General features: G+C 73.2%; 25 protein-coding genes. 14 read left to right on the forward strand and 11 right to left on the reverse strand.

Annotated elements, in window-relative coordinates; translation table 11 throughout:
- Positions 1-130 precede the first annotated feature (130 nt).
- From MQE23_RS11090 to MQE23_RS11100, 3 genes are all read left to right on the forward strand, one after another.
- Complete coding sequence (locus tag MQE23_RS11090; RefSeq protein WP_243379043.1) at positions 131-1,027, forward strand: slipin family protein; 897 nt, start codon at positions 131-133, stop codon at positions 1,025-1,027.
- 90 nt (positions 1,028-1,117) lie between these two features.
- Entirely contained in the window at positions 1,118-2,503 is a 1,386-nt protein-coding gene (locus MQE23_RS11095; protein WP_020273905.1) for a PhoX family protein, read from the forward strand.
- Between the two features lie 85 nt (positions 2,504-2,588).
- Positions 2,589-3,473, forward strand: coding sequence for a PPK2 family polyphosphate kinase (locus MQE23_RS11100; RefSeq protein ID WP_020273906.1), 885 nt, complete (start codon positions 2,589-2,591; stop codon positions 3,471-3,473).
- Positions 3,474-3,501: 28 nt separating this feature from the next.
- Here the strand turns inward: MQE23_RS11100 and MQE23_RS11105 are convergent, their stop codons facing one another.
- Positions 3,502-3,987 carry an SRPBCC domain-containing protein gene (locus tag MQE23_RS11105; protein ID WP_020273907.1) on the reverse strand — a complete coding sequence of 162 codons (486 nt, stop codon included), beginning with the start codon at positions 3,985-3,987 and terminating at the stop codon, positions 3,502-3,504.
- Positions 3,984-4,388 (reverse strand): metalloregulator ArsR/SmtB family transcription factor, encoded by a 405-nt coding sequence (locus tag MQE23_RS11110; protein WP_020273908.1) that lies wholly within the window; start codon positions 4,386-4,388, stop codon positions 3,984-3,986. Before MQE23_RS11110 ends, MQE23_RS11105 begins: the two co-directional genes overlap by 4 nt.
- An 86-nt stretch (positions 4,389-4,474) precedes the next feature.
- Here MQE23_RS11110 and MQE23_RS11115 point away from each other — a divergent pair, with 86 nt between their 5' ends.
- The 3 genes from MQE23_RS11115 (at position 4,475) to MQE23_RS11125 (ending at position 7,089) form a co-directional block, all read left to right on the forward strand.
- On the forward strand, positions 4,475-5,995 hold the full coding sequence (locus MQE23_RS11115) for an FAD-dependent oxidoreductase (protein ID WP_020273909.1): 1,521 nt from the start codon (positions 4,475-4,477) through the stop codon (positions 5,993-5,995).
- 62 nt (positions 5,996-6,057) lie between these two features.
- Entirely contained in the window at positions 6,058-6,891 is an 834-nt protein-coding gene (locus MQE23_RS11120; protein WP_020273910.1) for a polysaccharide deacetylase family protein, read from the forward strand.
- A gap of 18 nt (positions 6,892-6,909) precedes the next feature.
- The gene (locus tag MQE23_RS11125) at positions 6,910-7,089 is read left to right on the forward strand and encodes a hypothetical protein (RefSeq protein ID WP_020273911.1); all 180 of its coding nucleotides are present in this window, start codon (positions 6,910-6,912) and stop codon (positions 7,087-7,089) included.
- Here the strand turns inward: MQE23_RS11125 and MQE23_RS11130 are convergent.
- Both MQE23_RS11130 and MQE23_RS11135 read right to left on the reverse strand, forming a co-directional pair.
- The gene (locus tag MQE23_RS11130) at positions 7,081-7,752 is read right to left on the reverse strand and encodes an ABC transporter (RefSeq protein ID WP_243379044.1); all 672 of its coding nucleotides are present in this window, start codon (positions 7,750-7,752) and stop codon (positions 7,081-7,083) included. The two genes, MQE23_RS11125 and MQE23_RS11130, sit on opposite strands and share 9 nt — an antisense overlap.
- Positions 7,749-8,615 (reverse strand): ATP-binding cassette domain-containing protein, encoded by an 867-nt coding sequence (locus MQE23_RS11135; RefSeq protein WP_243379046.1) that lies wholly within the window; start codon positions 8,613-8,615, stop codon positions 7,749-7,751. Before MQE23_RS11135 ends, MQE23_RS11130 begins: the two co-directional genes overlap by 4 nt.
- A 43-nt stretch (positions 8,616-8,658) precedes the next feature.
- Here MQE23_RS11135 and MQE23_RS11140 point away from each other — a divergent pair, with 43 nt between their 5' ends.
- Both MQE23_RS11140 and MQE23_RS11145 read left to right on the forward strand, forming a co-directional pair.
- Positions 8,659-9,420, forward strand: coding sequence for a peptidyl-tRNA hydrolase (locus tag MQE23_RS11140; protein ID WP_243379048.1), 762 nt, complete (start codon positions 8,659-8,661; stop codon positions 9,418-9,420).
- A 68-nt stretch (positions 9,421-9,488) separates the two neighbouring features.
- Positions 9,489-9,941 carry a hypothetical protein gene (locus MQE23_RS11145; protein ID WP_243379050.1) on the forward strand — a complete coding sequence of 151 codons (453 nt, stop codon included), beginning with the start codon at positions 9,489-9,491 and terminating at the stop codon, positions 9,939-9,941.
- Positions 9,942-9,955: 14 nt separating this feature from the next.
- On the opposite strand, the gene MQE23_RS11150 is transcribed toward MQE23_RS11145, so the two are convergent.
- The gene (locus MQE23_RS11150; protein ID WP_020273916.1) at positions 9,956-10,474 is read right to left on the reverse strand and encodes a potassium channel family protein; all 519 of its coding nucleotides are present in this window, start codon (positions 10,472-10,474) and stop codon (positions 9,956-9,958) included.
- Positions 10,475-10,656: 182 nt separating this feature from the next.
- Here MQE23_RS11150 and MQE23_RS11155 point away from each other — a divergent pair, with 182 nt between their 5' ends.
- Positions 10,657-12,096 (forward strand): DUF692 domain-containing protein, encoded by a 1,440-nt coding sequence (locus tag MQE23_RS11155; protein ID WP_020273917.1) that lies wholly within the window; start codon positions 10,657-10,659, stop codon positions 12,094-12,096.
- A 15-nt stretch (positions 12,097-12,111) separates the two neighbouring features.
- Here MQE23_RS11155 and MQE23_RS11160 read toward each other — a convergent pair whose 3' ends face one another.
- Genes MQE23_RS11160 through MQE23_RS11170 form a run of 3 tightly spaced genes read right to left on the reverse strand, consistent with a single transcriptional unit; the run spans position 12,112 to position 16,658 of the window.
- Positions 12,112-13,599 carry an amino acid permease gene (locus tag MQE23_RS11160; protein WP_020273918.1) on the reverse strand — a complete coding sequence of 496 codons (1,488 nt, stop codon included), beginning with the start codon at positions 13,597-13,599 and terminating at the stop codon, positions 12,112-12,114.
- Positions 13,596-15,167, reverse strand: coding sequence for a GMC oxidoreductase (locus MQE23_RS11165; protein ID WP_243379051.1), 1,572 nt, complete (start codon positions 15,165-15,167; stop codon positions 13,596-13,598). The genes MQE23_RS11160 and MQE23_RS11165 overlap by 4 nt, the downstream gene beginning before the upstream one ends.
- A gap of 24 nt (positions 15,168-15,191) precedes the next feature.
- The gene (locus MQE23_RS11170; RefSeq protein WP_243379053.1) at positions 15,192-16,658 is read right to left on the reverse strand and encodes an aldehyde dehydrogenase family protein; all 1,467 of its coding nucleotides are present in this window, start codon (positions 16,656-16,658) and stop codon (positions 15,192-15,194) included.
- A gap of 384 nt (positions 16,659-17,042) precedes the next feature.
- Between MQE23_RS11170 and MQE23_RS11175 the strand changes: the two genes are divergently transcribed.
- The 3 genes from MQE23_RS11175 to MQE23_RS11185 all read left to right on the forward strand — a co-directional run bounded on the left by MQE23_RS11175 (position 17,043) and on the right by MQE23_RS11185 (position 20,404).
- The gene (locus tag MQE23_RS11175) at positions 17,043-17,789 is read left to right on the forward strand and encodes a DUF4142 domain-containing protein (protein WP_243379054.1); all 747 of its coding nucleotides are present in this window, start codon (positions 17,043-17,045) and stop codon (positions 17,787-17,789) included.
- Between the two features lie 86 nt (positions 17,790-17,875).
- The gene (locus MQE23_RS11180; protein WP_020273923.1) at positions 17,876-18,634 is read left to right on the forward strand and encodes a TIGR04222 domain-containing membrane protein; all 759 of its coding nucleotides are present in this window, start codon (positions 17,876-17,878) and stop codon (positions 18,632-18,634) included.
- 141 nt (positions 18,635-18,775) lie between these two features.
- A complete protein-coding gene (locus tag MQE23_RS11185) occupies positions 18,776-20,404 on the forward strand; it encodes an alpha/beta hydrolase (RefSeq protein ID WP_243379056.1) in 1,629 nt (542 codons plus the stop codon).
- On the opposite strand, the gene hemQ is transcribed toward MQE23_RS11185, so the two are convergent.
- Entirely contained in the window at positions 20,405-21,148 is a 744-nt protein-coding gene (hemQ, locus tag MQE23_RS11190; RefSeq protein WP_037670383.1) for a hydrogen peroxide-dependent heme synthase, read from the reverse strand.
- Positions 21,149-21,153: 5 nt separating this feature from the next.
- Positions 21,154-22,620 carry a protoporphyrinogen oxidase gene (gene hemG, locus MQE23_RS11195; RefSeq protein WP_243379057.1) on the reverse strand — a complete coding sequence of 489 codons (1,467 nt, stop codon included), beginning with the start codon at positions 22,618-22,620 and terminating at the stop codon, positions 21,154-21,156.
- Between the two features lie 157 nt (positions 22,621-22,777).
- On the opposite strand from hemG, the gene MQE23_RS11200 reads away from it, so the two are divergent.
- Together MQE23_RS11200 and MQE23_RS11205 are read left to right on the forward strand one after the other, a co-directional pair.
- A complete protein-coding gene (locus MQE23_RS11200; protein ID WP_243379059.1) occupies positions 22,778-23,779 on the forward strand; it encodes a DUF4349 domain-containing protein in 1,002 nt (333 codons plus the stop codon).
- A 27-nt stretch (positions 23,780-23,806) separates the two neighbouring features.
- Positions 23,807-25,198, forward strand: coding sequence for an FAD-dependent oxidoreductase (locus MQE23_RS11205; protein ID WP_243379060.1), 1,392 nt, complete (start codon positions 23,807-23,809; stop codon positions 25,196-25,198).
- Between the two features lie 99 nt (positions 25,199-25,297).
- Here MQE23_RS11205 and MQE23_RS11210 read toward each other — a convergent pair whose 3' ends face one another.
- Entirely contained in the window at positions 25,298-25,630 is a 333-nt protein-coding gene (locus MQE23_RS11210) for a hypothetical protein (protein ID WP_082319935.1), read from the reverse strand.
- Positions 25,631-25,694: the final 64 nt, after the last annotated feature.

A 25,694-nucleotide genomic window follows, 5' to 3' on the forward strand; every position in this document is an offset into this window, starting at 1 on the left:
GGGCGCGCCTCAGCGGCGCGCCCCGGACCTTCGCGTGTCCGCCCCAGCTTCCAGGGCATGGCCCCGACCCCGAGTCCAGGCATATCGTTACAGCAACAGACGAATCGGACCTCTGGACGGGGAGGTCGGCATGGTCGAAGAGCTGATCGGGGCGGTGGCGGCGGCAGCAGCCGGAGGGCTGGTCTATCTGGCCTCGGCGGCTCGGGTCGTCAAGCAGTACGAGCGCGGCGTCGTGTTCCGGCTCGGACGGCTGCACGGGGAGGTGCGGCGTCCCGGGTTCAACCTGATCGTCCCCGCGGTGGACCGGATGCGTAAGGTCAACCTGCAGATCGTGACCATGCCGGTGCCCGCCCAGGAGGGCATCACGCGGGACAACGTGACCGTGCGGGTCGACGCGGTCGTGTACTTCAAGGTCGTGGACCCGGCGGCCGCCGTCGTCAATGTCGAGGACTACCGCTTCGCCGTCTCCCAGATGGCACAGACCTCCCTGCGCTCGATCATCGGCAAGAGCGAACTGGACGACCTCCTGTCCAACCGGGAGAAGCTCAACCAGGGCCTGGAGCTGATGATCGACAGCCCGGCCGTGGAGTGGGGCGTCACGATCGACCGTGTGGAGATCAAGGACGTGTCCCTCCCGGACACCATGAAGCGCTCCATGGCCCGCCAGGCCGAGGCCGACCGTGAGCGGCGAGCCCGGCTGATCAACGCCGACGCCGAGTACCAGGCCTCGAAGAAGCTGGCCCAGGCCGCTCACCAGATGGCCGACACACCCTCCGCGCTCCAGCTCCGCCTGCTCCAGACGGTCATGGCCGTGGCGGCGGAGAAGAACTCCACGCTGGTGCTGCCCATTCCGGTGGAGCTCCTGCGGTTCCTGGAGAGGGGTCACCAGGAGGCGGCCCATCAGGAAGGGGCCCAGCAGGAAGCGGCCCATCCGGAGGGGAGCCGGCCGGCACCGGCGCCGGCGGAACACCCCGTCGACACGACCGAACAGGCCATCGACGAGCTGCGGCGCGCGGTCGAGCAGTGAGCCACGCTACGCGCGTGGTTCCCGTGACCCGCACCAGGTGATAGACACAGCGGGATCACAGTTCCTGTCCGCCAGCAGGAAGGTTTCCCCATGACCGAATCCGGTCGTATCGCCACACGACGTCAGGTGCTCGCCGGGACGGGCGCCGTGGGCGCCGGCATTGCGTTCTCCGGCGCCCTGGCCGAACTCTTCGCCGGCACCGCCGCCGCCCAGCCCCTCGGCCACGGCGGCGGCTACGGCCCGCTCGTCCCCGACCCCAAGGGCCTGCTCGACCTGCCGAAAGGTTTCCGCTACCGGGTCCTCTCCCGCGAAGGAGACCCGCTCAGCTCCGGCGAGGGCAAGGTCCCCTCCAACCACGACGGCATGTCGGCCTTCGCGGGCAGAGGCGGCCGGGTCCATCTGGTCCGCAACCACGAGAACCGCGCCGACGGCAGGGTCCCCGTCCCGACGGTCGAGGGCCTCACCTACGATCCGGCGGGCAAGGGCGGCTGCACGGCCCTGACGCTGGACTCCCGCAACAACGTCCTGTCGGAACGCGTCGCGATCGCCGGCACGGCCGTGAACTGCGCGGGCGGCCCCACCCCGTGGGGCACCTGGCTGACCTGCGAGGAGACCGAGGACAGGGCGGGCACCAACGGCTACGCCAAGGACCACGGCTTCATCTTCGAGGTCGACCCGGTCGATCCGCACCGCACGGGAGCCGTACCGCTGACCGCGATGGGCCGCTTCCAGCACGAGGCGATCGCCGTCGACCCCCGGCGCGGGGTGGTGTACGAGACCGAGGACGCCTTCCAGAAGCCCTTCGGCCTGTTCTACCGCTTCCTGCCGGACAGGCCACTGGGCGGGCGGGGTTCGCTGCGCGCGGGCGGCCGGCTCCAGGCCATGCGTGTGCCCGGCGTGCCGGATCTGTCCTCGATCCAGGACATCGGCGCGGAGTTCGACGGCGTCGAGTGGGTGGACGTACCGGACCCGCAGGCGGCGCAGACGCCGATCCGGCTCCAGGACTTCGGCCGCAGGGGCATCACGCACGCGCAGAAGCTGGAGGGCTGCTACTGGGGCGGCCGGTCGGTGTACTTCGTGTCGTCGTTCGCCCGCAGCGCGGAGGGGTCGGCGGCCGACCACTTCGGGCAGATCTGGCGCTACGACCCGGACCGGCGACGGCTCACCCTGGTGATCGTCTTCGGCCCGGACACCGACGTCCAGCTGCCGGGAGAGTCGCCGGACAACATCTGCCTGGCACCCAGCGGCGGCCTCATGGTCTGCGAGGACGGCAACGGCGCCCAGCACGTCTACGGCGTCACCCGGCGCGGCGAGGTGTACCCGATGGCCCGGGGCAGCCAGAACATCGGCACCCCTGAGGAGCCCGAGTGGGGCGAGTTCGCCGGGGTGACCTTCTCGCCCGACGGCGACACGATGTACGTCAACTGCTACACCCCCGGCACCACCTTCGCGGTGACGGGCCCCTGGCGCCGGTAAGCCCGGCTCTGCTCCCGTCCGGGGCGCCGGGTGCGGAACCCGGCGCCCCGGCGGACGATCGAGGCACAGACCGGAAGGGGGCCCGGTGACGGAGAAGGACAGAAAGAAGCAGGACGGGGACGAGCGCGGGACCTCGCTGCGGGAGCGGCTGCGCCTCCCCGGCGGTGAGCCGGTCGATCTGTCCCGTCACGACGCCGCCACCACCCCCGGCGGCCCGGACGGCAAGACCGCGGGCAAGGCCGCCACGGTCCGGATCGGCGAGCAGCTCGCCGGCCTTCAGGAACGGCTGTGGGCGGCGAGCACCGCAGGCGACCGGCGCCGCGTCCTGCTGGTCCTCCAGGGCATGGACACCAGCGGCAAGGGCGGCACGGTCAAGCACGTCATCGGCCTGCTCAACCCGGCCGGCTGCCGGATCACGGCGTTCAAGGCACCGACCGCCGAGGAGCGCGCGCACCCCTTCCTGTGGCGCGTGGAGAAGGCGCTCCCGCTCCCCGGCGAACTGGGCATCTTCGACCGCTCGCACTACGAGGACGTCCTGGTCGCCCGCGTCCGGAACCTCGTGCCACGCGCCATGGCCGAAAGCCGCTACGAGCGGATCAACCGTTTCGAGCGGTCCCTCGCCGACGACGGCGTGACCCTGGTCAAGTGCTTCCTGCACATCTCCTACGACGAGCAGCGCCGCCGCCTGCTCAGACGCCTCGACAAGCCGGAGAAGCGCTGGAAGTTCGCCCCGTCCGACATCGACGACCGCGCCCTGTGGCCCGCGTACCAGGACGCATACGAGAGGGCCCTGGAGCACTGCGGCACCTCGTACGCGCCCTGGTACCTGGTCCCGGCCGACCACAAGTGGTACCGCAACTGGGCGGTCAGCACACTGCTCCTGGAGCACCTGCGGGAGCTGGATCCGCGGTATCCGGAGGCGGACTTCGACGTGGCGGAGTGCCGGAAGCGGCTGCTGCGGGAGTCCTGACCGGGGCGATCGGTCCTGATCCCGGCGGTCAGGCGGCCAGCAGGGCGTCGATCTGGCCGACGGCCTCCTTCAGGCCCTCCTCCATGCCCATGGAGACCAGCTGCTCCATCTGTTCACGGGAGTCGAAGAGGGAGCGCATCTCCATCCGGGTCCCGCCACCGTGCTCGGTGAGCCGCACCGTCACGGACATGGTCGGCATGTCGTCCTTGGGCTTTCCGTCATCGTCGGCGAAGCCGTCGGTGAACTCCAGGGCCGTCGGCTCGGTGACCGAGGAGACACGCCACCAGCCGCGGTGCCGGTCGCCCTCCGGGCCGGTCATGAAGTACGTGACCTCTCCGCCGGGGGTCAGGTCGTGCTGCTCCACGGTCGCCGGGTAGGACGGCGGGCCCCACCAGCGCTCCAGCTGCCGGGGGTCGGCCCACAGCCGCCACACCCGCTCCACCGGGGCGGCGAAGTCGGCGATCAGGGTGAGGGTGAGGTTGTCGAGGTCCTTGTCGACACTGGTGACGCTCATCTTCGGGGTCCTTCCGGGGTGTCGTTCTCTTGGTGACCGGGATCTTCCGGCTCTTCGGCACCGGCGTCCTCCGCGAGCAGCCGGGCCATCCGGTCCACGCGTCCGCGCCATGCCGACTCGAGCTCGTCGAGGGCCTGGCGGGCGCGGCCCACCGCGTCGGGGTCGGTGCGCACGAGCTGCTCCCGTCCGCTGCGCTGTTTGCTGACGAGACCGGCCCGTTCCAGCACCGCGACGTGCTTCTGCACCGCCGCGAAGCTCATCGGATAGGCCTCGGCCAGCCGCGAGACCGACAGCTCCCCGCGCACGCAGCGGCGCAGTATGTCCCGCCGTGTGGTGTCGGCCAGGGCGTGGAACAGCCGGTCCACCGTCTCGTCGTTCAGCTCATCCACATCTACAACCATTTGGTTGTACGTTAGCCCTGCCGGCCCCTTCTGTAAAGCGGCACGTCGGCACACTGAAGCGGGCAGTCAGGGGTACTCGGTGGCTCATGAGCGAGAAGCAGCAGGTCAGCAGCTCGTACTGGATGGAGACGGCACCCGACGGTCGCCATCCGGCCCTGACGGAGGACCTGGACGTCGACGTGGCGGTGATCGGCGCCGGGATCGCCGGACTGAGCACGGCGTGGGAGCTGACGCGGGCCGGCCGGAGCGTGGCGGTACTGGAGGCCGGGCGGGTCGCCGCCGGGGTCACCGGGCACACCACCGCCAAGGTCACCGCCCTGCACACGCTCGTCTACGACAAGCTGCGCCGCACCCGCGGCCCCGAGGGCGCGCGGCTGTACGCCCGCTCCCAGTCCGAGGCGATCGAGCGCGCGGCCGGGATCGCCGAGGAACTGGGGATCGACTGCGACTGGGAGACCAGGAGCGCCTACACGTACGCCTGCGACGCGGGCCGGGTGGAGGAACTGCGCGCCGAGGCGCGGTCGGCCGCCGAGGCCGGGCTGCCCGCCTCGTTCGTGACGGAGACCGGGCTGCCCTTCCCGGTGGCGGGCGCGGTCCGGGTCACCGGCCAGGCCCAGTTCCACCCCCGCAAGTACCTGCTGGCCCTCGCCGCCGACCTGGTCGAACAGGGCGGGCGGATCTTCGAGGACACCACGGTGCTCGGCCTGGACGAGGGCGAGCCGTGCCGGCTGTCGACCACGACCGGGGCGACGGTGCGGGCCCGGGACGTCGTCGTCGCGACGCACTACCCGATCTTCGACCGGGCTCTGCTGTTCGCCCGGCTGACACCGAAGCGCGAACTGGTCGTCGCCGGGACGATCCCCGCGGACCGGGACCCGGACGGAATGTTCATCACGCCGGATGAGAACACCCGCTCGGTGCGCACGGCACCGTACGAAGGGGACCGGCGTCTGCTCATCGTCACCGGTGAGCACTTCACGCCGGGCACGGGCGACCCGCGGGCCGCCTTCGAACGCCTCACCGCCTGGGCCGTCGAGCACTTCCCGGACCTGGACGTCACCAACCGGTGGGCCACGCAGGACAACAGCCCGACCGACACCGTGCCGATGGTCGGCCCGCTGCACCCGGGCGCCCGGCACGCCTATGTGGCCACCGGCTTCGGCGGCTGGGGCATGACCGGCGGCATCATGGCGGGCAGTCTGCTCGCCGCGCAGATCACCGGCGAGGAGCGCGAGTGGAGCGGGCTGTACGACCCGCGCCGGGTGAAGCCCGCCGTGCGGGAGGCGCCGTCGTTCCTCAAGACCCAGGCCAAGGTCGCCGGCCACTTCGTCGGGGACCGGCTGCGGCCCGCGCCGCCGGTGGAGTCCCTGCCGCCCGGCGAGGGGGCCGTGGTCCGCGCCGACGGGCACCACCGCCTCGCGGTCTACCGGGACGACGACGGCAACCTGCACTCCGTCTCCGCCCGCTGCACCCACCTGGGCTGCCTGGTCGCCTTCAACTCCGCCGAACGCGCCTGGGAGTGCCCCTGCCACGGCTCCCGCTTCGACACGGACGGCAAGGTGATCCAGGGCCCGGCGACCAAGCCGCTGGAGCAGCGCGACCTCTGACGGCCGGGTGACGCCGGCAGCCGTTACGCATAAGAGGACGATCCCGCTCATATCTTCATACGGTGATCACCGTACTCCGCCGGGTCACCGCCGTGTGTGCCCTGGGCACGTTCCTCGCCGCGTGCGGGACCGGCCGTCCCGCGCCGCCGCCCTCGCCGCCGGTGTCCGCGCCGCCGTCGCGCCCTCCGACCCTCGCCCCCGGCCCCGCCGGCCTGACCCCGGTCTTCGAGCACGGCCCCCGCACCCGCGGCAGGACCGTCGCCCTCACCTTCGACGCCGACATGACCGCCGGGCAGGGGGCACGGGCGGCGGCGGGTGAGCGGTTCGACCATCCGCGGCTGATCTCGACACTGCGGGCGCTGAAGGTGCCCGCCACCGTGTTCATGACCGGGCGGTGGGCCGAGCAGTACCCCGACCAGGCTCGTTCCATCGGCCGGGACCCCCTCTTCGAGGTCGCCAACCACTCCTACAGCCACTACGCGTACACACCGGACTGCTACGGCCTGCCGACCGTGCCCGAGGGACGGATGCGGTCGGACGTGGAGCGGGCGTACGCCGCCTTCCGGAAGGCGGGTGTGGCGGACCCGATGCCGTACTTCCGTTTCCCCGGCGGCTGTTACGACCGGCGGGCGCTGAAGGCGCTGACGCCGACCGGTGTGACCGCCGTGCAGTGGGACGTGGTCGGCGGCGACGCGTTCGAGACGGACCCGGACGTGGTCGCCCGGCAGGTGCTGGACGGGGTGCGGCCGGGGTCGGTGGTGGTGCTGCACTGCACCCGCAGCGCCGCCCCGGCGACCGAACGGGCGGTGCGCGCGATCGTGCCCGGGCTGCGTCGCGAGGGCTTCCGGTTCGTGAAGGTGTCCGAACTGATCGGGGCCGTGGGCGCACGGCCCTGACCGGCCTACGCTGGACGTATGAGCGAGGACGACTACTGCCTGATCGACGCGACCAGGCCGCCCGTGGCGGAAGGCCCGCCGTACGCGGAGTGCGTGCTGTGCCGGGAGCCGACGGAGTACCCGGAGTCGTACAAGGGCATCACCCTCTGCCCGGTCTGCGAGTGGCAGGAGGCGCAGCGCACCGCCTGCTCAGGTTGATCTGCGGGCCGCGAGCGCACCGGCCAGGGCCAGCGCGGCGGCCGTGACCAGGGCTGCCGCGGCCAGGGGCAACAGCGGCAGCGGGACGGTGCCCGACCGGGAGCCGGTCACCAGGCCCTGCACCGCCGCCTGGGCCGGGGAGCCGGTGGCCACGAGGGACAGCAGCGCCGCGAGCAGCAGGGCCAGGACGGCACGGCCCCGCGACCGCAGCAGCGGCCGGCTGGTGAGCGCGCCGACGGCCGTGCCGAGCAGCGCGCAGGCCAGGGCCGCGAGCAGCCCGGCCCCGCAGGCGGGGGCGAGCGGCACCGGGGTGCGGTGGTCCGAGGCGACCGGAGCGCTCAGCAGCGTCACGCCGAGGGTCGCGACCGTGCCGAGCGCCGCCGCCCCGGACAACGCCACCAGCAGGCAGGCCACATGGGCGCGCGCGGGCCCCACGGCCGCCGCCACACAGCCGCGCGCGGCCTGCGGCTCGGCCGTGACACAGATCCGCGCCAGCCAGGCGGCGACGGGCAGCAGCGCGGCGGCCGTGTAGCCGAGCGAGTCGAGCACCGGCTGCCCTGCCTGGACGCTGACCGCGAGGAACGCGGCGTACAGCAGGAACGGCGGCAGCCAGCGCTGGGAGCGCAGCAGCAGGGCGGCGTGGTAGCGCAGGAGGGCGGTCATCGGCGGCTCCCGGGGGCGTCCGCCTGCCGCGCCACGCTCACCACGTGCCAGGGCGGGCGGGCCGTGAGCAGGGCGCGGAGCAGGACGTCGGAGTGCGGGGCGGCGACGGTGAGGCGGTGGCTGCCCGGCGCGGTCTCCTCGGCGGAGGTGACGGTCCGCCGCACGGCGTCGGGGAGCCGTGCCTCCGGCGGGCCCTGGACCTCGACGGTGACCTGCGGTCCGGACGGCGACGGTCCCGGCACGGCCCGCTCGACGAGGCTCCCGTCGCGCACGGTGTACATGGCGTCGGGCAGGCCGGCGAGGCGGCGCGGGTCGTGGTCGACGAACACCACCGATCCGCCGGCCGTCGTGCGCTCGGCGACCGCCCGCTCCAACGCGGCGCGGGCGTCGGTGTCCAGGCCCGTCCACGCCTCGTCCAGGACCAGCAGCTCCGGCTCCCCCAGCAGGGCCTGGGCGACCGCGACCTTCTGGCTGCTGCCCTTCGACAGCCGGGCCATCGGCGTATCGGCGTACGCGGCGGCCCCGAGGCGCTCCAGCCACTCGGCGGCGGCTCGGGCGGCCCCCGTGCGGGTCAGGCCGTGCACGGTGCCCAGGTGGGTGAGGTAGCCGACGGCGGTGAACGGCAGGGCCGGCGGGAACCGCTCGGGGACGTACGCGGTGCGCGGGCGGCCGGTGATCCGGCCCTCGCTGGGGGCGTCGATGCCGGCGAGCAGCCGCAGCAGGGTCGACTTGCCGCTGCCGTTGGCGCCCTCGACGCGGACGAGCCGGCCCGGGGACACCGTCAGGTCGACGCCGCGCAGCACCCAGGGACCGCGCAGGCCGTAGCGACGGCCCGCGTTCTCCAGGCAGAGGTCGGGTCGCATGGGCCCCATCCTCCACGATCTTCCGGCTGGCACACTGGGATTCGTGAGCGAAGACCCCACGCCCGTGAGTGACAGCCCCTTCCGTTCCGAGCCCTCGGACCGCGACACGGCCCCGCAGTTCGTGCTGCCGCTGGTCGTGCGGATCGAGCGGGCGGACCCGCCGGCGCGCACGGACGCGCTGGAGACGGCCGCGCGGGCCGTGCTGACGATCCTCAGCGACGAGCGGTCGGCCGGCGACGGGCCGTGGGCGCAGGCGGTGCGGGCCTGGCAGGACGCCAGGATCCGCAAGGTGGTGCGGCGGGCGCGCGGCGCCGAGTGGCGGCGGGCCGAGGCCCTGCCCGGTATCACGGTCACCGGCAAGGCGGCCGAGGTGCGGGTCTTCCCGCCGGTCCCGCTGGACGGCTGGCCCAAGGACCTGGCCCGCCTCCAGGTCTCCGGCACCGACCTGGACGACCCTGAACCGCCCGTGGAGGCGGACCCGGCCGCCCCCGTGCTGTGGCTGAACCCCGACCTCGGCATGTCGGCCGGCAAGGCGATGGCCCAGGCCGGCCACGCCGCGCAACTGGCCTGGTGGGAGCTGCCCGACGAGGAGCGGGCCGCCTGGCACGACGCGGGCTTCCCGCTCGCCGTACGGACGGCCGACCCGGCCCGCTGGCCCGGACTGACGGGCAGCGGGCTGCCGTTGGTCCGCGACGCGGGGTTCACCGAGATCGCGCCCGGCTCGTGCACGGTGGTCGCGGACCACCCCGCGCTGCGCGAGGAGCCGTACGCGCCGGGCGGCCGGGTGGCCACCCGTTCGGAGTAGCCGCGGGCGCGCCGGTCGCGGCCGGGTGCTCCAGTGGGGTTACCGGACAACCCGACCAGGAGGCAGCCATGACCAGCGCCGCGCCCCCTCCCCCCGCTCCGCCCGCCCCCGACCGGACGCCAGGCGGCTCCGGCGGCACCGGCGATCCCTGGGCGAGCGGGGGTATCGCTCTCGGCGGCACCCTGATGGTCGTCTACGGCCTGTTCGCGGTGCTCCAGGGCATCACGGCGATCGCCGACGACGAGGTGTACACGAGCTTCGGCGAGTACGTCTTCGAGTTCGACCTGACCGCGTGGGGCTGGATCCACCTGATCGTCGGTGTGCTCGTGGTGGCGGCCGGGTTCGGCCTGTTCACCGGGGCCGCCTGGGCCCGGGTCGTGGGCGCGGTCGTGGTCGGACTGGCGCTGATCGCGAACTTCATGTGGCTGCCGTACCAGCCGTTCTGGTCGATCATCATGATCGTGACCGGCCTGTTCGTGCTGTGGTCGGTGTTCAACTACCGCTCCACCCGGGCGGCGTAGCAGCCGCCCCCGGGTCAGGAGGACGGCGGACGCCGGTCGCGTGCGGCGACCACCGCGTGCAGCCGGCGCGAGAGCGCGGTGGCCCCCGCCGTGAGGAAGACGAACGTGTACAGGATCTGGGCGACCGCCACGAGACGGGCCTCCTGCCCGCTCGGGGTGATGTCCCCGTAGCCGACGGTCGCGAGCGTGACGACGGTGAAGTACAGCGCGTCGACGCGGGTGCTCAGGCCGGTGAACTGGCCCGGCTGCTGGGCGAGGGTGTAGTACCCCGAGGAGAAGACCAGCACGGCCAGGCACATCAGCAGCACGATCATGACGCCGGGCCGGGTGTGCGGCTTCTCGAGCATGACGTAGCGCACCTGGCGCAGCAGCAGCGCGGCCAGCAGCCCCAGGCACAGGACGAACAGCGGCCAGCCCAGCCAGGAGCGGTCGTCGCCGAGCCCCTCCAGCGGCAGCAGGAAATAAGCCGTGCCGACGGCGACCACCAGTCCCCCGGCGCCGGCCCACACCCACCGCTCGCTGCCATCGCGCATACGTCCGGTCTACGACGTATCGGGGGGTGGCGCGACTCCGGTGCCTCCGTCGGTGGAGCCGGGGCCGTCGGGGGCCGAACCTCAAATGTTCCTCTGAAGGCGCCCATGGCGGGGTTCGGGGGCGGACGGCTGGGCCATACCCCCCTCACGTTCGAGGAACCGGCGGTGCGGAGGAGGGGACGATGGAGCGACTGGGGACGGGCATCGGGTGGCGACCGGAGATCGCGGACGCCGTGGAGCGCATGCCGGGCATCGACTGGGTCGAGACCGTGGCCGAGAACGTCTGCCCCGGGCATCTGCCCGAGTCGCTGCGGCGGCTGCGCGAGCGCGGCGTCACCGTGGTGCCGCACGGCGTCTCGCTCGGCCTCGGGGGTGCGGACCGGCCCGACGAAGGCCGTCTGGCCGCGCTGGCCGAGCGGGTGGAGGCACTCGGCTCGCCGCTGGTCACCGAGCACATTGCGTTCGTACGGGCCGGCGGTGCCCTGACGGCGACCCCGCACCTGGAGGCCGGGCATCTGCTGCCCGTCCCGCGGACCCGGGACGCGCTCGACGTGCTGTGCGAGAACGTGCGCATCGCGCAGGAGGCGCTGCCGGTGCCGCTGGCCGTCGAGAACATCGCCGCGCTGATCTCCTGGCCGGGCGAGGAGATGACGGAGGGCCAGTTCCTGTACGAGCTGGCCGACCGCACGGGCGTCCGGCTCCTCATCGACGTGGCCAACCTGCACACCAACCACGTCAACCGCGCCGAGGACCCAGCCAAGGCCCTCGCCGAGCTGCCCCTGGAGGCCATCGCCTACGTCCATGTCGCCGGCGGTTTCGAACGCGACGGCGTCTGGCACGACAGTCACGCCCACCCCGTCCCCCGGCCGGTCCTCGACGTCCTGACCGACCTCGCCTCCCGCGTGTCCCCTCCTGGGGTCCTGCTGGAACGCGACGAGAACTTCCCGGAACCGGCGGAGCTGGAGGCCGAGTTGGCCTCGATCCGGCGGGCCGTGGAGGCGGGGGCCGTCGAGCGGGTGAAGGCGGAGGTGCGCGCGGCGGGCCACGCGGTCGCCGCGCGGCGGCCGGGGGCCGCGCCCGGCGGCTGGAGCGAGGTCCGCGCCGACGTTCCCGCGCGCAGTGACGGGGCGACGGAGCAGGGCCAGGAGACCGGGGCGGCCGGGGCGACACGGGGCGCCACCGGCCGGCCCGAACACACGGGCACCGACGAGGCCCGGCAGCGGCTCGGGGTCGCGCAGGCCGCGCTGCTGTCGGCGCTGGTCGCGGGGACGCCCGTGCCCGAGGGGTTCGACCGGGCGCGGGTCGGCGTACAGGCACGGGCGCTCGCCGCGAAGCGGGCGGACGTCGTGGCGAAGGTCGCGCCCGAACTGCCGGAGGTCCTCGGGGCGGACTACCGTACGGCCTTCCTCGCGTACGCCCAGACGCAGCCGATGACCGGCGGCTACCGGCGCGACGCGCTCACCTTCGCCGAGCACCTGCTGTCCGCCGGGCGGCCCGGCGACGCCGCGGCGCGGCGGGAGCTGCGGGAGTGGTGGCTGGAGCGGTCGGGACCCGCGCCGCGCTCGCGACGCCCGGTCCGCCGGCTGGCCCGCGCCACCCGGAAGGCGCTGCTGCGGCGTTGACGCGGGGATCGCCCGTCAGCGCTTGGGCACCGCCTCGGCCTTGTCCTCCGGCACGGCGTCACCGGCGGCCGCGTCGCCACGGCCGTAGTGGTGGGTGGTGAACATGTACAGCACGCCGGTCCCGACCACCACGGCACCGCACAGCAGGACGATCCAGTTCTCGTACCACGGCTTCTCCGGGCTGCGGGCCCAGCAGATGTTGACGATGGCGAAGATGCCGTAGGCCAGCGCCCCGATGTTCACCGGCAGGCCCCAGCGGCCCAGGGTGAACTCGCCCGCCGGACGCCACCCCTTGAGCCGGGCGCGCAGCGCGGCCAGCACCACCATCTGGAACGAGCCGTAGATGCCGAGGATCGCGAACGAGACGATGTTGGTGAGGGCGTCCTCGGAGAACAGTGAGGCGAAGGCGATGAGCAGCGGCACCGCCGCGGAGACGAACAGCGCGTAGCCGGGTACCGCGCGGGCGTGGGCGAACCGCCGCAGCAGCCGGTGCCCGGCGATCATCTCGTCCCGGGCGTAGGAGTAGATGAGCCGCCCGGCCGCGGCCTGGAGGCTGATCGTGCAGGACAGGAAGGAGATCAGCACCACGGCCATCACCAGCCGCGCCCCGGTCTCGCCCATGGCGTCGTACAGCACGTCCACCACCGGGTCGGCCACCTCGCCCGAGATGACCGCGTTGAAGTCGGTGACCGACAGCAGCAGCGACATGCAGGTGAACGTGGCCGCGGCACCGCCGATGTAGATGGTGCGGCGCATCGCGCGGGGGATGACGCGGCCCGGGTGGGCGACCTCCTCGGCCGTGTCGCCGCACGCCTCGAAGCCGTAGTACTGGTAGAAGCCGATGATGGCGGCTGCCAGGAAGGCCGGCAGGTAGGAACCGTCTCCTTCGGTCCCGTAGGTGTCGAAGATGACGCCGATGCCGTGGTGGCGGTGGGTGGCCAGCAGGTAGATGCCGACGACGAGCGCGCCGATGAGCTCGCCGCCGAAACCGATGATGGCCGCCAGCGAGAGTGCCTTGGTGCCCATGTAGTTGATGAGGATGGCGACGACGATGAGCACGGCCGTGCACAGCACGGTGGTGTGCACGGTGGCGTCGAAGCCGAAGAGGATGGCGATGTAGGGGCCGGCGCCGTACGCGACGGAGGTGATGGTCACCAGCAGCGCCCACATGTAGACCCAGCCGGTCATCCACGCCCAGCGCTTGCCCCACAGCCGCCGGGCCCAGGGGTAGACGCCGCCCGCGATGGGGTACTGGGCGACGATCTCGCCGAAGATCAGCGCGACGAGGAACTGGCCGCAGCCGGCCAGCACGAACGCCCAGATCATCGGCGGTCCGCCGTCGACGATCGCGATGCCGAAGAGGGTGTAGGTGCTCACCACCGGGGAGAGGTAGGTGAAGCCGAGGGCGAAGTTGGCCCAGGGGCCCATGTCCTTGCGGAACTCCGAGCCGGGCTCTCCCCCGGGCGTGCCGGCCGCTGGTGCGGGGGGCGTCGGGCTGGTCATTTCCGGGCCTCCTGTTCGGTGGGGCCGGGCCGGTCGAGGATCAGGTCGGCGGCGCGTTCGGCGGCGAGCAGGACGGTCACCATCGGGTTGATGGTGGGCATCGTCGGGAACACCGACGCGTCGACGATCCGCACGCCCTCGACGCCGAGCAGTCTCAACTCCGGGTCGCAGACGGCCATCCGGTCGTCCGGGGCGCCCATGCGGCAGGTGCCCGCCGGGTGGTAGACGGTGTGCGCCGCGCGACGGCCGTACTCCGACAGGGCGGCGTCGGAGACGACGTCCGGGCCGGGCGCGACCTCGCGCATGAGCCAGTCGCGCAGCGGGTCGGTGGCGGCGACCTCGCGGGCGACCTTCAGTCCGTCCACGATGGTGCGCTCGTCGTGCCCCTCGGGGTCGGTGAAGTACCGGAAGTCCAGGGCGGGATGCTCGGCGGGGTTCTTGCTGCGCAGCCACATGCGGCCGGTGGAGCGGGCGCGCGGCACGTTGGGCGTCATGCACACCCCGTAGGGCGGTACGGGGTAGCCCAGGCGCTCGGTGTTGACGGTGAACGGCACCTGGTAGAAGTGGAACATCAGGTCGGGGCGCGGCTGGCCCTGGTCGCGGCGCAGGAACAGGCCGGCGTCGGAGTCCATCGCGGAGTTGGGCGGCAGCGGCCCCTCCGTCTCCCAGACGATCACGGACTCGGGGTGGTCCAGCAGGTTCTCGCCCACGCCGGGCAGGTCGGCCCGTACGTCGATGCCCAGGGCGCGCAGGTCGTCGGCCGGGCCGAGTCCGGAGAGCATCAGCAGGCGCGGGGTGTCGATGGCGCCCGCGCACAGCAGGAGTTCGCGTTCGGCCCGCACGGTGGCGGGTTCGCCGTCGGCGCCCCGGACGGCGACGCGGGTCAGCCGGCCCGACTCGTCGGGGAGCAGCCGGTGCGCCCAGGTCTCCAGCAGGAGCGTGAGGTTGGGCCGGTCCAGGACGGGGTGGAGGTAGGCGACGGACGCGGAGGAGCGCAGGTTGCCCTCCGGCTGGTAGGCCAGGGAGAAGAAGCCGGTGCCGTCGGCGAAGGGCTCGGCGTTGAAGTCGTCGACGACGGGGACGCCGAGGGCGCGGGAGGCGGCGGTGACGAAGTCCTGGGCGATGGGATTGCGGTCGGCCTCGGCCACCGGGACGATCCGGGTGAGCAGCCGGTCGCGGTAGGGGAGGATCGTCGCCGGGTCCCAGCCGGAGCAGCCCCGGCTCACCCAGTCGTCGAGGTCCTGCGGCAGCGGCAGGAAGCTGATCAGGGTGTTGTGCGAGGAGCAGCCGCCGAGGACGCGGGCCCGTGAGTGCAGGATGTGGGAGTTGCCGCGCGGCTGCTCGACGGTGGTGTAGCCGTAGTCGAACTCCGAGCCCAGCAGGTTGATCCAGTTGCGCAGGCGCAGGATGCGCTCGTCTCCGATGTCGCTGGGGCCGCCCTCGACGACGCAGACGCGGCAGTCGGGGTCCTCGCTCAGGCGGGCGGCGAGCACGCAGCCGGCGGTGCCGCCGCCGACGATGACGTAGTCGTAGGCGGACTCGGCGCCGTGCGGGGTGGTCGGGGCCATGCGGTGCCCTGCTTTCTGTGTCGTTCAGCCCTTGAACCAGCCGGAGGGGGCGGGGGCGAGGTTCTGGTAGATGTGCTTGGCCTCCTGGTACTCGCGCAGCCCGGTGGGGCCGAGTTCGCGTCCGACGCCGGAGCGGCCGAAGCCGCCCCACTCGGCCTGCGGCACGTAGGGGTGGAAGTCGTTGATCCAGACGGTGCCGTGCCGCAGCCGCTGCGCGACGCGTTGAGCCCGGCTCGCGTCGGAGGTCCACACCCCGCCGGCCAGGCCGTAGCGCGTGTCGTTGGCCAGTTCGACCGCCTCGTCCTCGGTGCCGAAGCGCTCGACGGTGACCACCGGGCCGAAGACCTCCTCCTGGACGATGCGCATCGACCGGTCGCAGTCGGCGAAGATCGTCGGCAGCAGGAAGAAGCCGCGGCTCAGGGCGGGGTCGTCGGGGCGGGTGCCGCCGGTGACGAGCCGGGCGCCCTCCTCCTGGGCGACGGCGATGTAGCGCTCGACCTTCTCCCGGTGCTCGGCGGAGCTGAGCGGGCCGCTCTCGGTGCCCTCCTCCAGGCCGTTGCCGAGCCGGATGGCCTGCGCGCGGCGGGCGAGGGTCTCGACGAACCGGTCGTGCAGCGAGTCCTGGACCAGCAGGCGCGAACCGGCCGAGCAGACCTGCCCGGAGTGCAGGAAGGCGGCGTCCAGCGCGTAGTCCACGGCGGCGTCGAAGTCGGCGTCCGCGAACACGATGTTGGGGTTCTTGCCGCCGAGTTCGAGGGCGATGTTGCGCGGTCCCTCGGCGGCGCTGGCCATGATGGACCGCCCGGTGGTCAGACCGCCGGTGAAGGACACCAGGTCGACCTCGGGGTGGCCGGTCAGGGCCGCGCCGACGGTCGCCCCGGAGCCCAGCACCAGGTTGGCGACGCCGGGCGGTGCGCCGGCCTCCTCGATGAGCCGGATCATGGCGATCGTGGTGAGCGGTGTGGTCTCGCTGGGCTTGAGGACGAAGGTGTTGCCGGCGGCCAGCGCCGGGGCGACCTTCCAGGAGGCCTGGAGCAGCGGGTAGTTCCAGGGGGCGATGAGCGCGCAGACCCCGACCGGCTGGTAGACGACGCGGCTGAGGACGTCCGGGCCGACGTCGACGACCCGGCCGCCGTCCTTGCCCGCGAGTTCGGCGAAGTAGCGGAAGGCGTTCGCCACGTCCTCGACGTCGATGCGGGCCTCGGCCAGCGTCTTGCCGGTGTCGAGGGTCTCGGTGCGGGCGATGTCCTCCTGGTCGCGCAGCAGCAGGTCACGGACGCGCAGCAGGACGTCCGCGCGGTGGCGGGAGGTGGCGTTCGCCCAGTCCCCCTGGTCGAAGGCGCGCCGGGCGGCGCGTACGGCGCGGTCCACGTCGGCGGCGTCGGCCTCGTCGACGGTGGTGACGACGGAGGCGTCGTAGGGGTTGACCACCTCCCGCCGGCCACCGGCCGCCGCCTGTGTCCACTCGCCGTCGATGTACAGCTCGCCCACCGCGGGGCCTCCTTCGCATCCGGCCGGTGCCGATCGGCTCGACGGTCAGCAACATGGCCCATCGGGCGGGCGGCGGCCACGGGCCACACCGCCGCGACGGCGTCCCGGTGGCCCAGAGGACCCGGGTGGGCTAGTCGCCCCGCCGCACCCGTCCGCTCGCGAGTGTGCCCGGGCTAACACCCGGGTCCCGGCCGCCTGGAGCCATGGAATGTTTTGCGCCTCTTTGCCCCGGCGAGTCCCCCGTCGCCCCTCCCCCAATCGCCCCTTCCTGCCCCCGTTACAACGATTCGCCCCTGTACGGCAGTTGACGTAGACCCCGCAGTAACATGTCAACTCCGCACCTGAAGCCCATTAGCGTGCGGTGCCGTACCAGGAGGCACCACCATGCGACCGCGACCCCCCGTCAAGGGCCGAGGCATCGTCAGCGGCACGGGGCTCATCGTCACGTGTCTGACGGCGACGCTCGCCGCGCTGGTCTGCTCCCTCTGGTCGTACACCGACCGGCCGGGGACGGGACCTGACGTGCTGAGCGCCCAGACGCTGCGCACGAGCTACGGCCCGTTGTCCGCGCTCGACCAGGACTTCCTCGTCAAGGTCCGGCTGGCCGGGCTGTGGGAGCTGCCCGCGGGGCGGCAGGCGCAGACGAAGGGGACCACTCCGGCCGTCCGGACGGCGGGCCGGCATCTCGTCGAGGGGCACAGGTTCCTCGACGAACGGGTCCGCGGTGTCGCCGCGCGACTGAACCTCGCCCTTCCGGACGCGCCCAGCGACCAGCAGAAGCAGTGGCTCGAAACCCTGGACACGGCACAGGGTGCCGAGTACGACCGCCAGTTCGCCAACATCCTGCGGCTGGCGCACGGCAGGGTCTTCTCGGTCGTCGCCCAGGTCCGTGCGAGCACCCGCAACTCGCTGGTGCGCGACCTCGCCGACGACGCCAACACGACCGTCCTCGACCACATCAAGGTCCTGGAGGCCACCGGCTACGTCGACTTCGACGCCGTGGCCCGCGACATGGCCACCGGGAGCACTCCCCCGACGGGCGCCCCCGCTCCGGCCGCACCCCCGGCGCCGGCCCCCGACCCGGCCACCACGCTTCCGCCGCCCACCTTCCGCCCGCCGCCGGAACAGTGAAACGGAACGTCACATACCGACAACACTCGGTCCGGATTGTGAACAAGGCATGGTGTTTCCGGGACCGTGTCACATACAAACAACATATGCTCTGGGTTCTTTTCCTACTGGCGGCCTGGGCCGCGGCCGGCACGGCGTGCACGCGCCTGTGCCTGGCCGCCGTACGCGCCGCGGCCGGCGACACGGACACCGGCCGGAACCATGAACTCACGCTGTACGAGGCCGCGTTCCTCTCCGGCGGGCCCCGGCGGGTCGCCGACGTGACCCTCGTCGCCATGGCACGGCAGCGCCGACTGCTGCTCGCCCACACCGGCTGGGCGACGGTCGTCGATCCGCGCGGGCGGGACGAGATGGAAAGGTCGGTCATAGGCGCCATCGGCCCCGAGGGGCAGTCCCGGATCGCGCCGGTGCGGGCAACCGCCGCCACGGCGGACGCGGTACGCGGTATCGCCGACCGGCTGGTGCGCGCGGGACTCGCGGTGCCCGACAGTGCCCGCACGACGGTCGCGGCGGCCGTCCGGCAGGTCCGCTCGGCGGCCGTCGCCGTGCTCGGTCTCGGCGTCGCCGCGCTGCTGACGCCCGCTCCACCGGACATGCCGCGGCATCTGGTCGCCCTGTGGTTCGCGCTGCCGCTCGCCCTGACCCTGAGCTCTCTGGCCGTCGCCCGCATCGAGGTCCACCCGTACTCGCGCTGGGCCTCCCCGGCCGGCCAGCGGCTGCTCGGCGCACTCACCCGGAACGCGGACGGCACCGCGGACGACCGCACGTACCTCACGTCCGTGGCCGTACGCGGTGTCAGCGCGATCGGCGAACCGGACCTGCGCGCCGCCTTCACGCACCGCTAGGCGGACACCGCCTGGGCACACGGCTGACAGACCGGGGGCGCGCAGGGGCATTGGTGCCGACACCGGCAGACGGTGCTTGCCTTTCCCAACCGCCGCACCAAACATCCCTTTTGTCGCCACCATGCACCGAAGGGATACGCGATGAGAGCCGCCCTCCTCTACTCGGCAGCAGGATCCTTGCTGCTGAGCGCCCTCACCGCCGCCCCGGACGCCGACGGCCCGACAGCGGCGGCCGAGCTGCGCGGCACCGCGGTGGCCGCCGCGCGGGCGAAGGCGGCAGGCATCGACTTCGGCCCGTGTCCCGACGCGCAGGACCTCCCGGGCAGCATGCAGTGCGGCACGGTCGCCGTCCCGCTGGACTACGCCGAGCCCGACGGCCGGCAGATCGAGCTGGCCGTCGCCCGCGCCCGGGCCACGCACAAGGACCCGCACAACAGCAAGCGCAAGGTCCGCCGCCAGGGCGCCCTGGTCTACAACCCGGGCGGCCCGGGCGCCTCCGGCCTGTACTTCCCCCTCACCGGTCTGCTCCCCGAGTGGAAGCGGATCGCGGCCGCGTACGACCTCGTCGGCTACGCCCCGCGCGGGGTCGGCCGTTCAGCGCCCCTGTCCTGCCAGGACCCCAAGCGGTTCTTCAAGGGACCCACCCAGGCGCCGACGCACCCCTCGGAGTCGTACAAGAAGGAGCGCATCGCGCAGGCGAAGGCGTACGCGCGCGGCTGCGCCGAGCGGGCCGGCGGCGCGCTGCGGCACTACCACTCGCTGAACAACGCCCGCGACCTCGACGTCCTGCGCGCCGCGCTCGGCGAGGAACGGCTGACTTTCATGGGCTCGTCGTACGGCACGTACTTCGGAGCCCTGTACGCGACGCTGTTCCCCGCCCACGTACGGCGGATGGTGTTCGACTCGGCGGTCGATCCCGATCCGGCGGAGATCTGGTACCGCAACAACCTCGACCAGTCGGCGGCGTTCGAGGGCCGCTGGCGGGACTTCCGGAGGTGGATCGCCCGGCACCACGACGTGTACGGGCTGGGCAGGACCGCGCGGGAGGTGCGGCGCAGCTACGAGCGGGCGAGGTCGCGGCTGGCCGTCGAGCCGGCCGGCGGGAAGGTCGGGCCCGGGCAGTTGCAGGAGGCGTTCCTCCAGGCCGGGTACTACGACGACCAGTGGCCGCACCGGGCGCACGCGCTGTCGGCGTACCTCAAGGGCGATCCCGGGCCGCTGGTCGAGCAGGCGGAACAGCGCCCGGAGGCCGCCGCCGAGGCGGAGAACACCCGCGCGGTCTATGTGGCGGTCGAGTGCAACGACGCCCCCTGGCCGACGGACTGGAAGGTGTGGGACCGGGACAACACCCGGCTCGCTCGGCTGGCGCCCTTCGAGACCTGGGACAACGTGTGGATGAACCTGCCCTGCGCCTACTGGGAGGGACCGCGGCAGCGGCCGCTCGACGTCGGCGCCGGGCCGGGGGTACTGCCGCCGACGCTGATCCTGGCCGCCGAGCGGGACGCCGCCACGCCGTACGACGGCGCCCTCGAACTCCACCGCCGCCTCGCCGGCTCGGCCCTGGTGACGGAGCGGGACGCCGGCGCGCACGGCCTGGCGGGCGGGCCGAACGCCTGCGTCAACGGTCATGTGGAGGCGTATCTGCTGGAGGGCCGGCTGCCGGGACGGCGCACGGACTGCGCCGCGCATCCGGAGCCGAAGCCCAAGCCGCGGCCGAAGTCGCAGCCGGCGGCCCCGGCACAGCCCGGGGCCGACCGACCGCGCGGCTGATCAGGCCAGGCCGGCGACCAGCTCCGCGATGTCCTTGCGGCGGCCCGTGAAGAACGGGACCTCCTCGCGGACGTGCCGGCGGGCCTCCGAGGCGCGCAGGTGACGCATGAGGTCGACGATGCGGTACAGCTCGTCGGCCTCGAAGGCGAGGATCCACTCGTAGTCGCCGAGGGAGAACGAGGCGACCGTGTTGGCACGCACGTCCGGGAAGCCACGGGCCATCTTGCCGTGGTCGGCGAGCATGCGGCGGCGGTCCTCGTCGGGCAGCAGGTACCAGTCGTAGGAGCGCACGAAGGGGTAGACGCTCACATAGTTGCGGGGCGTCTCGTCGGCGAGGAAGGCCGGGATGTGCGAGCGGTTGAACTCGGCGGGGCGGTGCAGCGCCATGTTCGACCACACCGGCGTGAGCGCCCGGCCCAGCTTCGTGCGGCGGAAGAGGTTGTACGCCTCCTGCAGCGCGTCGCTGGTCTCCGCGTGCCACCAGATCATGAGGTCGGCGTCGGCGCGCAGGCCCGAGACGTCGTACGTGCCGCGGATGGTCACGTCCTTGGCCGCGAGCTGGTCGAACAGCTCCTGGACCTCGTCGGCGTACCCGGCGCGGTCCTCGGGGAGGACGTCCTTCAGCTTGAAGACGGACCAGAGCGTGTAGCGGATGACCTCGTTGAGGTCCTTGGCCAGCTTGCCCTTGTTCGGGATGCGGTCGGGCTCGGCGCTGGAGGCCGTGGTGGAGGCGTCGTCACTCATGCTCCTCATTCTCCCGCTCCGCCGTGCAGGCTCTGCACCGGGTGGGCGGTGAGCTCCTGCACACCCCGCAGGTCACCGTGGATCTGGTCGACGGCGGCGTACGCGCTCGCGATGCACGCCGGGATGCCGACGCCGTCGTACTGCGCGCCGCACACGGCGAGCCCCGGGAGCTTCGCCACGTGCTCGCGGATGCGGGCCACGCGCGCGTGGTGGCCGACGGGGTACTGCGGCAGGCCGTCGTCCCAGCGGGTGACGCGGGTGGCGACGGGTGTGGCGTCCAGGCCAGTCGCCGCCTCCAGGTCGTGCCGGGAGACCGCCACGAGCTCGCTGTCGTCGCGCTGGAGGATCTCCGTCTCGCCGTACCGTCCGACGGAAGTGCGCAGGACGACGAGGTCGGGGTGCTCGTCGGCGATCCAGCCCCACTTCTGCGAGGCGAAGGTGGACGCCTTGATGGTGCGCCCGTCCACCGGCGGCACGAGAAAGCCGCTGCCCGCGGGCAGGCCCGCCTCGGCGCGGCGGTAGGCGAAGGTGACCAGGGCCATGGAGGCGTACTCGACGCCGCCGAGCTCGGCGGCGGCCCCGGGGGACTGCGTGCGCAGGAGCCGGGCGGCGGCGGCAGCGGGGACGGCGAGCACCACTGCGTCCGCCCGCAGCACGCGCTCACCCGCGACCACGCGCCATCCGCCGCCGTCCGCGGCGCTGTGGCTCAGCTCCGTCACCGGCGTCCCCGTGAGGATCTCGCCCCCGCGTGCCCGCACCGCCTCCGCCACCGCCAGGGGCAGCGTGCCGACGCCGCCCTGGATGCCCATGAACACCGGGCCGGTCTGCTGGGCGGCGGCCGCCTTCGCCTGGATCTCGCGGACCCCCTCCGTCAGGGAGGCATGACTCCGGGCCGCCTGGAAGAGCTGCGGAACGGCCGAGCGCATCGAGATGCGGTACGCGTCGCCCGCGTACACGCCGCCCAGCAGGGGTTCCACCAGGCGGTCGACGACCTCGCGGCCGAGGCGCGCCGCCACGTACTCCCCGACGGCCACGTCGTCGCCGACCTCCGTGCGGGGCAGCTCGGCGTCGCGGCCGATGCGGGCGAGGCCCTCGTCGGACAGCACGCCGGACAGGGCCGCGGCGGTGCCGGGCACGCCCATCACGTGTCCCTTGGGCATCGGGCGCAGCGCGCCCCGGGTCCAGATCGAGGCCGTCGCGGTCGCGGGCGGCCGGAGCCGGTCGGCGAGGCCCACCTCCCGGGCGAGCGCCACCGCCTCGGGGCGGCGGGCCAGCATCGACTCGGCACCGAGGTCCACGCGCGCGCCCGCGATGTCCCCGGGCAGCAGCTTGCCGCCGACCCGGCCGGAGGCCTCCAGCACGGTCACCCGCGCCCCGCGCTCCAGCAGCCGGTGCGCCGCGGCCAGTCCCGCGATTCCCGCCCCGATGACGACGACCTGCCCCGTGCCCGCACGGGCTTGAACTTCGCGCATGCCCCCAGCCTCTCAGACCCCGCTGACAGCGCTTCCGTGCCCCGGTGTCCTGCACGAGTCCCGACCGTGACCGCATCGGAACCGTCCCGGACCAAACGTCCGGCACCTCTCGGGCGTCGAAGAAACGTCAGCCGAACCGATCCCGGGGGATGCCCACATGCGCACACGACGACCCGCCCGCCACCCCGCCCCGGCTCTCGCCGCGCTCCTGCTGGCCGGAGCCCTCGCGCTCACCGGATGCAGCGGCGCAGGAGAGGACTCCGCCGGCAGCAGCGCCGACCGGGGAGTCGCCGCTCCGCACGCGAACGACAAGGCCGGCGCGAACGAGGCCGCCCCCGGCGGTGCCGGAAGCGGAGCCCGGGCGACCGCCCCGCCGAAGCTCCCCACGAGCCACATCATCCGCACGGCGTCCCTGACCGTGCAGGTCAAGGACGTCCCGAAGGCCCTGGAGGAGGCCCGCGCCGGTACCGAGAGCGCGGGCGGCTACGTCGGCAACGAGACCACCACCCGGGACGGGGAGGGCCACGAGCGCACCCGGGTCGTGCTGCGCGTCCCCGTCGAGAAGTACGACGAGGTCCTCACCGAGCTGGAGGGCGCGGGCAAGCTCCTCGACCGCAGCGCCAAGGCGGAGGACGTCACCGACCAGGTCGTGGACGTGGAGAGCCGGATCAAGTCGCAGCGCGCGAGTGTGGCCCGGATCCGCGAGCTGATGGACCAGGCCACCAAGCTCAGCGACGTGGTGACCCTGGAGGGCGAGCTGAGCACCCGCCAGGCCGACCTGGAGGCGCTGCTCGCGCGCCAGGCGTCCCTGAAGGACCGCACGAGCCTGGCCACCATCACCCTGTCGCTGTCCGAGACCCCGGTGAAGAAGGAGAAGGCCAAGGACGACGACCCGGGGTTCGTGGACGCTGTCGCGGGCGGCTGGAACGCGTTCGTGACGATGCTGCGCTGGCTCGCGGTGGCACTCGGCGCGGTCCTGCCGTTCGCGGCGGTGGCCGCCCTGCTCACGTTGCTGTGGCTGCGCGTCGTCCGCCCCCGCCTCCCGCGGCGCCCGCGCCCCGCGCCCGCCACGAGCGCCCTGGGCCCGCTGCCGACGGCCCGGCCGGCCCCGCGGTCCACGCCCGCGCGCACGCCTGACGAGCCTGACGAGCAGGACTGAAATGCCCTGCTCCCGTAGCGTGTTCGCATGAACATGAGCCGTACGCGCAGGGAGCGACTGGTCGTGATCGGCGGCGACGCCGCGGGGATGTCCGCGGCGTCGCAGGCCCGCCGTCTGAAGGGCCCCGACGAGCTGGAGATCGTGGCGTTCGAACGCGGCCACTTCACGTCGTACTCGGCGTGCGGCATCCCGTACTGGGTGGGCGGTGACGTCACCGACCGGGACCGGCTCATCGCCCGCACCCCCGAGGAGCACCGCGCGCGGGACATCGATCTGCGACTGCGCACCGAGGTCACGGACATCGACCTCGACGGACAGCGGGTGCGCGCGCGTGACGTCGACTCCGGCGCCGAGTCCTGGACGTCGTACGACAAACTCGTGATCGCGACCGGAGCCCGGCCGATCCGTCCGGACATGCCCGGCATGGACGCCCCCGGGGTGCACGGCGTGCAGACGCTGGACGACGGCCAGGCGCTGCTCGACACGCTGGCACGCACGCGTGGCCGCCGCGCGGTGGTCGTCGGGGCCGGCTACATCGGCGTGGAGATGGCCGAGGCCCTCATCAACCGCGGCTACGAGGTGACGGTCGTCAACCGCGGCAGCGAGCCCATGTCGACCCTCGACCCCGACATGGGCCGCCTGGTGCACAAGGCCATGGAGGGCCTGGGCATCACGATGGTGAACGACGCCGAGGTCACCGGGATCCTCACAGGGGACGACGACCGGGTCCGGGCGGTGGCCACCCCGGACCGCGACTTTCCGGCGGACGTCGTCGTGCTCGGCATCGGCGTCCGCCCTGAGACGACCCTCGCGAAGGCGGCGGGCCTCCCCCTCGGTATCCACGGCGGCCTCCTCACGGACCGCTCGATGCGGGTGCGCGGCCACGAGAACATCTGGGCGGGCGGCGACTGCGTCGAGGTCCTCGACCTGGTCTCCGGCCAGGAACGGCACATCGCGCTCGGCACCCACGCCAACAAGCACGGCCAGGTCATCGGCACCAACGCGGGCGGCGGTTACGCCACCTTCCCGGGCGTGGTCGGCACGGCGGTCAGCAAGGTCTGCGACCTGGAGATCGCGCGCACGGGCCTGCGCGAGAAGGACGCCCACCGCGTGGGCCTGCGCTTCGAGGCGGTCACCATCGAGTCGACCAGCCGCGCGGGCTACTACCCGGACGCCTCCCCCATGACGGTCAAGATGCTCGCCGAACTCCGCACGGGCCGCCTCCTCGGCGTCCAGATCGTCGGCCGGGAGGGCGCGGGCAAACGGGTCGACATCGCGGCGGTCGCCCTCACGGCGGGCATGACGGCGGAACAGATGACGACCCTGGACCTGGGTTACGCCCCACCGTTCTCCCCCGTCTGGGACCCGGTCCTGGTGGCGGCCCGCAAGGCGGCGGCAAAGGTGCGCGGTTCTTTGTAGGGGACGGTGGGGCTAGGCACCTCGGGGGCGCGGGGAACTGCGCGAACGACCACAACGAGCCCGCACCGGGCAACGCACCCGCACCCCTACGGCGAAACGCTACGCAGTCCCGGCCGAACCATTGATCCGGTCGATCGCCTGCCGAGCCTGCTCCGCCGGAGGCCGAGACGGCAAGGACGACACCGACGCCGAAGCGGCCGTCACCGCCGGCGGCTGCTCCCCCGCCGGCTTCGCGTGGGAAGCCACCCGCGTCGACCGCAACCGGTGACTCACGGCCTCCTCCAGCGTCACCGGCCGCCGCAGCTGGGCCGCCAGCCGCCCGGCATCCTGGCCCAGCCGGGCCACGTCCTCCCACGGGAGCCGCACCACCAGCGTCAGCTCCGCCTCGCCGTCGGGCAGGGCGTGCATCGGAGGAGTAACTCGGTCGTTCATCGCCTGTTCCTCACGTCGGCCCCGCGACCCGCCTTCCCCGCGCCGCGGGCGGTTGCCGAGACAT

Origin of the sequence: Streptomyces sp. HP-A2021, assembly GCF_022807935.1 — a bacterium.
Taxonomy (GTDB): Bacteria; Actinomycetota; Actinomycetes; order Streptomycetales; family Streptomycetaceae; genus Streptomyces; species Streptomyces afghaniensis.

Bases quoted from the DNA above. Each gene is read 5' to 3' on its own strand.
- MQE23_RS11145 (WP_243379050.1), top strand. From the start codon at position 9,489: ATGACCAGCGCCGCGCCCCCTCCCCCCGCTCCGCCCGCCCCCGACCGG.
- MQE23_RS11150 (WP_020273916.1), bottom strand. From the start codon at position 10,474: ATGCGCGATGGCAGCGAGCGGTGGGTGTGGGCCGGCGCCGGGGGACTG.
- MQE23_RS11200 (WP_243379059.1), top strand. From the start codon at position 22,778: ATGCGCACACGACGACCCGCCCGCCACCCCGCCCCGGCTCTCGCCGCG.
- MQE23_RS11180 (WP_020273923.1), top strand. From the start codon at position 17,876: ATGCTCTGGGTTCTTTTCCTACTGGCGGCCTGGGCCGCGGCCGGCACG.
- hemQ (WP_037670383.1), bottom strand. From the start codon at position 21,148: ATGAGTGACGACGCCTCCACCACGGCCTCCAGCGCCGAGCCCGACCGC.
- MQE23_RS11185 (WP_243379056.1), top strand. From the start codon at position 18,776: ATGAGAGCCGCCCTCCTCTACTCGGCAGCAGGATCCTTGCTGCTGAGC.
- MQE23_RS11090 (WP_243379043.1), top strand. From the start codon at position 131: ATGGTCGAAGAGCTGATCGGGGCGGTGGCGGCGGCAGCAGCCGGAGGG.
- MQE23_RS11160 (WP_020273918.1), bottom strand. From the start codon at position 13,599: ATGACCAGCCCGACGCCCCCCGCACCAGCGGCCGGCACGCCCGGGGGA.
- MQE23_RS11130 (WP_243379044.1), bottom strand. From the start codon at position 7,752: ATGACCGCCCTCCTGCGCTACCACGCCGCCCTGCTGCTGCGCTCCCAG.
- MQE23_RS11165 (WP_243379051.1), bottom strand. From the start codon at position 15,167: ATGGCCCCGACCACCCCGCACGGCGCCGAGTCCGCCTACGACTACGTC.
- hemG (WP_243379057.1), bottom strand. From the start codon at position 22,620: ATGCGCGAAGTTCAAGCCCGTGCGGGCACGGGGCAGGTCGTCGTCATC.
- MQE23_RS11110 (WP_020273908.1), bottom strand. From the start codon at position 4,388: ATGGTTGTAGATGTGGATGAGCTGAACGACGAGACGGTGGACCGGCTG.
- MQE23_RS11105 (WP_020273907.1), bottom strand. From the start codon at position 3,987: ATGAGCGTCACCAGTGTCGACAAGGACCTCGACAACCTCACCCTCACC.
- MQE23_RS11205 (WP_243379060.1), top strand. From the start codon at position 23,807: ATGAACATGAGCCGTACGCGCAGGGAGCGACTGGTCGTGATCGGCGGC.
- MQE23_RS11115 (WP_020273909.1), top strand. From the start codon at position 4,475: ATGAGCGAGAAGCAGCAGGTCAGCAGCTCGTACTGGATGGAGACGGCA.
- MQE23_RS11125 (WP_020273911.1), top strand. From the start codon at position 6,910: ATGAGCGAGGACGACTACTGCCTGATCGACGCGACCAGGCCGCCCGTG.
- MQE23_RS11135 (WP_243379046.1), bottom strand. From the start codon at position 8,615: ATGCGACCCGACCTCTGCCTGGAGAACGCGGGCCGTCGCTACGGCCTG.
- MQE23_RS11155 (WP_020273917.1), top strand. From the start codon at position 10,657: ATGGAGCGACTGGGGACGGGCATCGGGTGGCGACCGGAGATCGCGGAC.
- MQE23_RS11210 (WP_082319935.1), bottom strand. From the start codon at position 25,630: ATGAACGACCGAGTTACTCCTCCGATGCACGCCCTGCCCGACGGCGAG.
- MQE23_RS11175 (WP_243379054.1), top strand. From the start codon at position 17,043: ATGCGACCGCGACCCCCCGTCAAGGGCCGAGGCATCGTCAGCGGCACG.
- MQE23_RS11095 (WP_020273905.1), top strand. From the start codon at position 1,118: ATGACCGAATCCGGTCGTATCGCCACACGACGTCAGGTGCTCGCCGGG.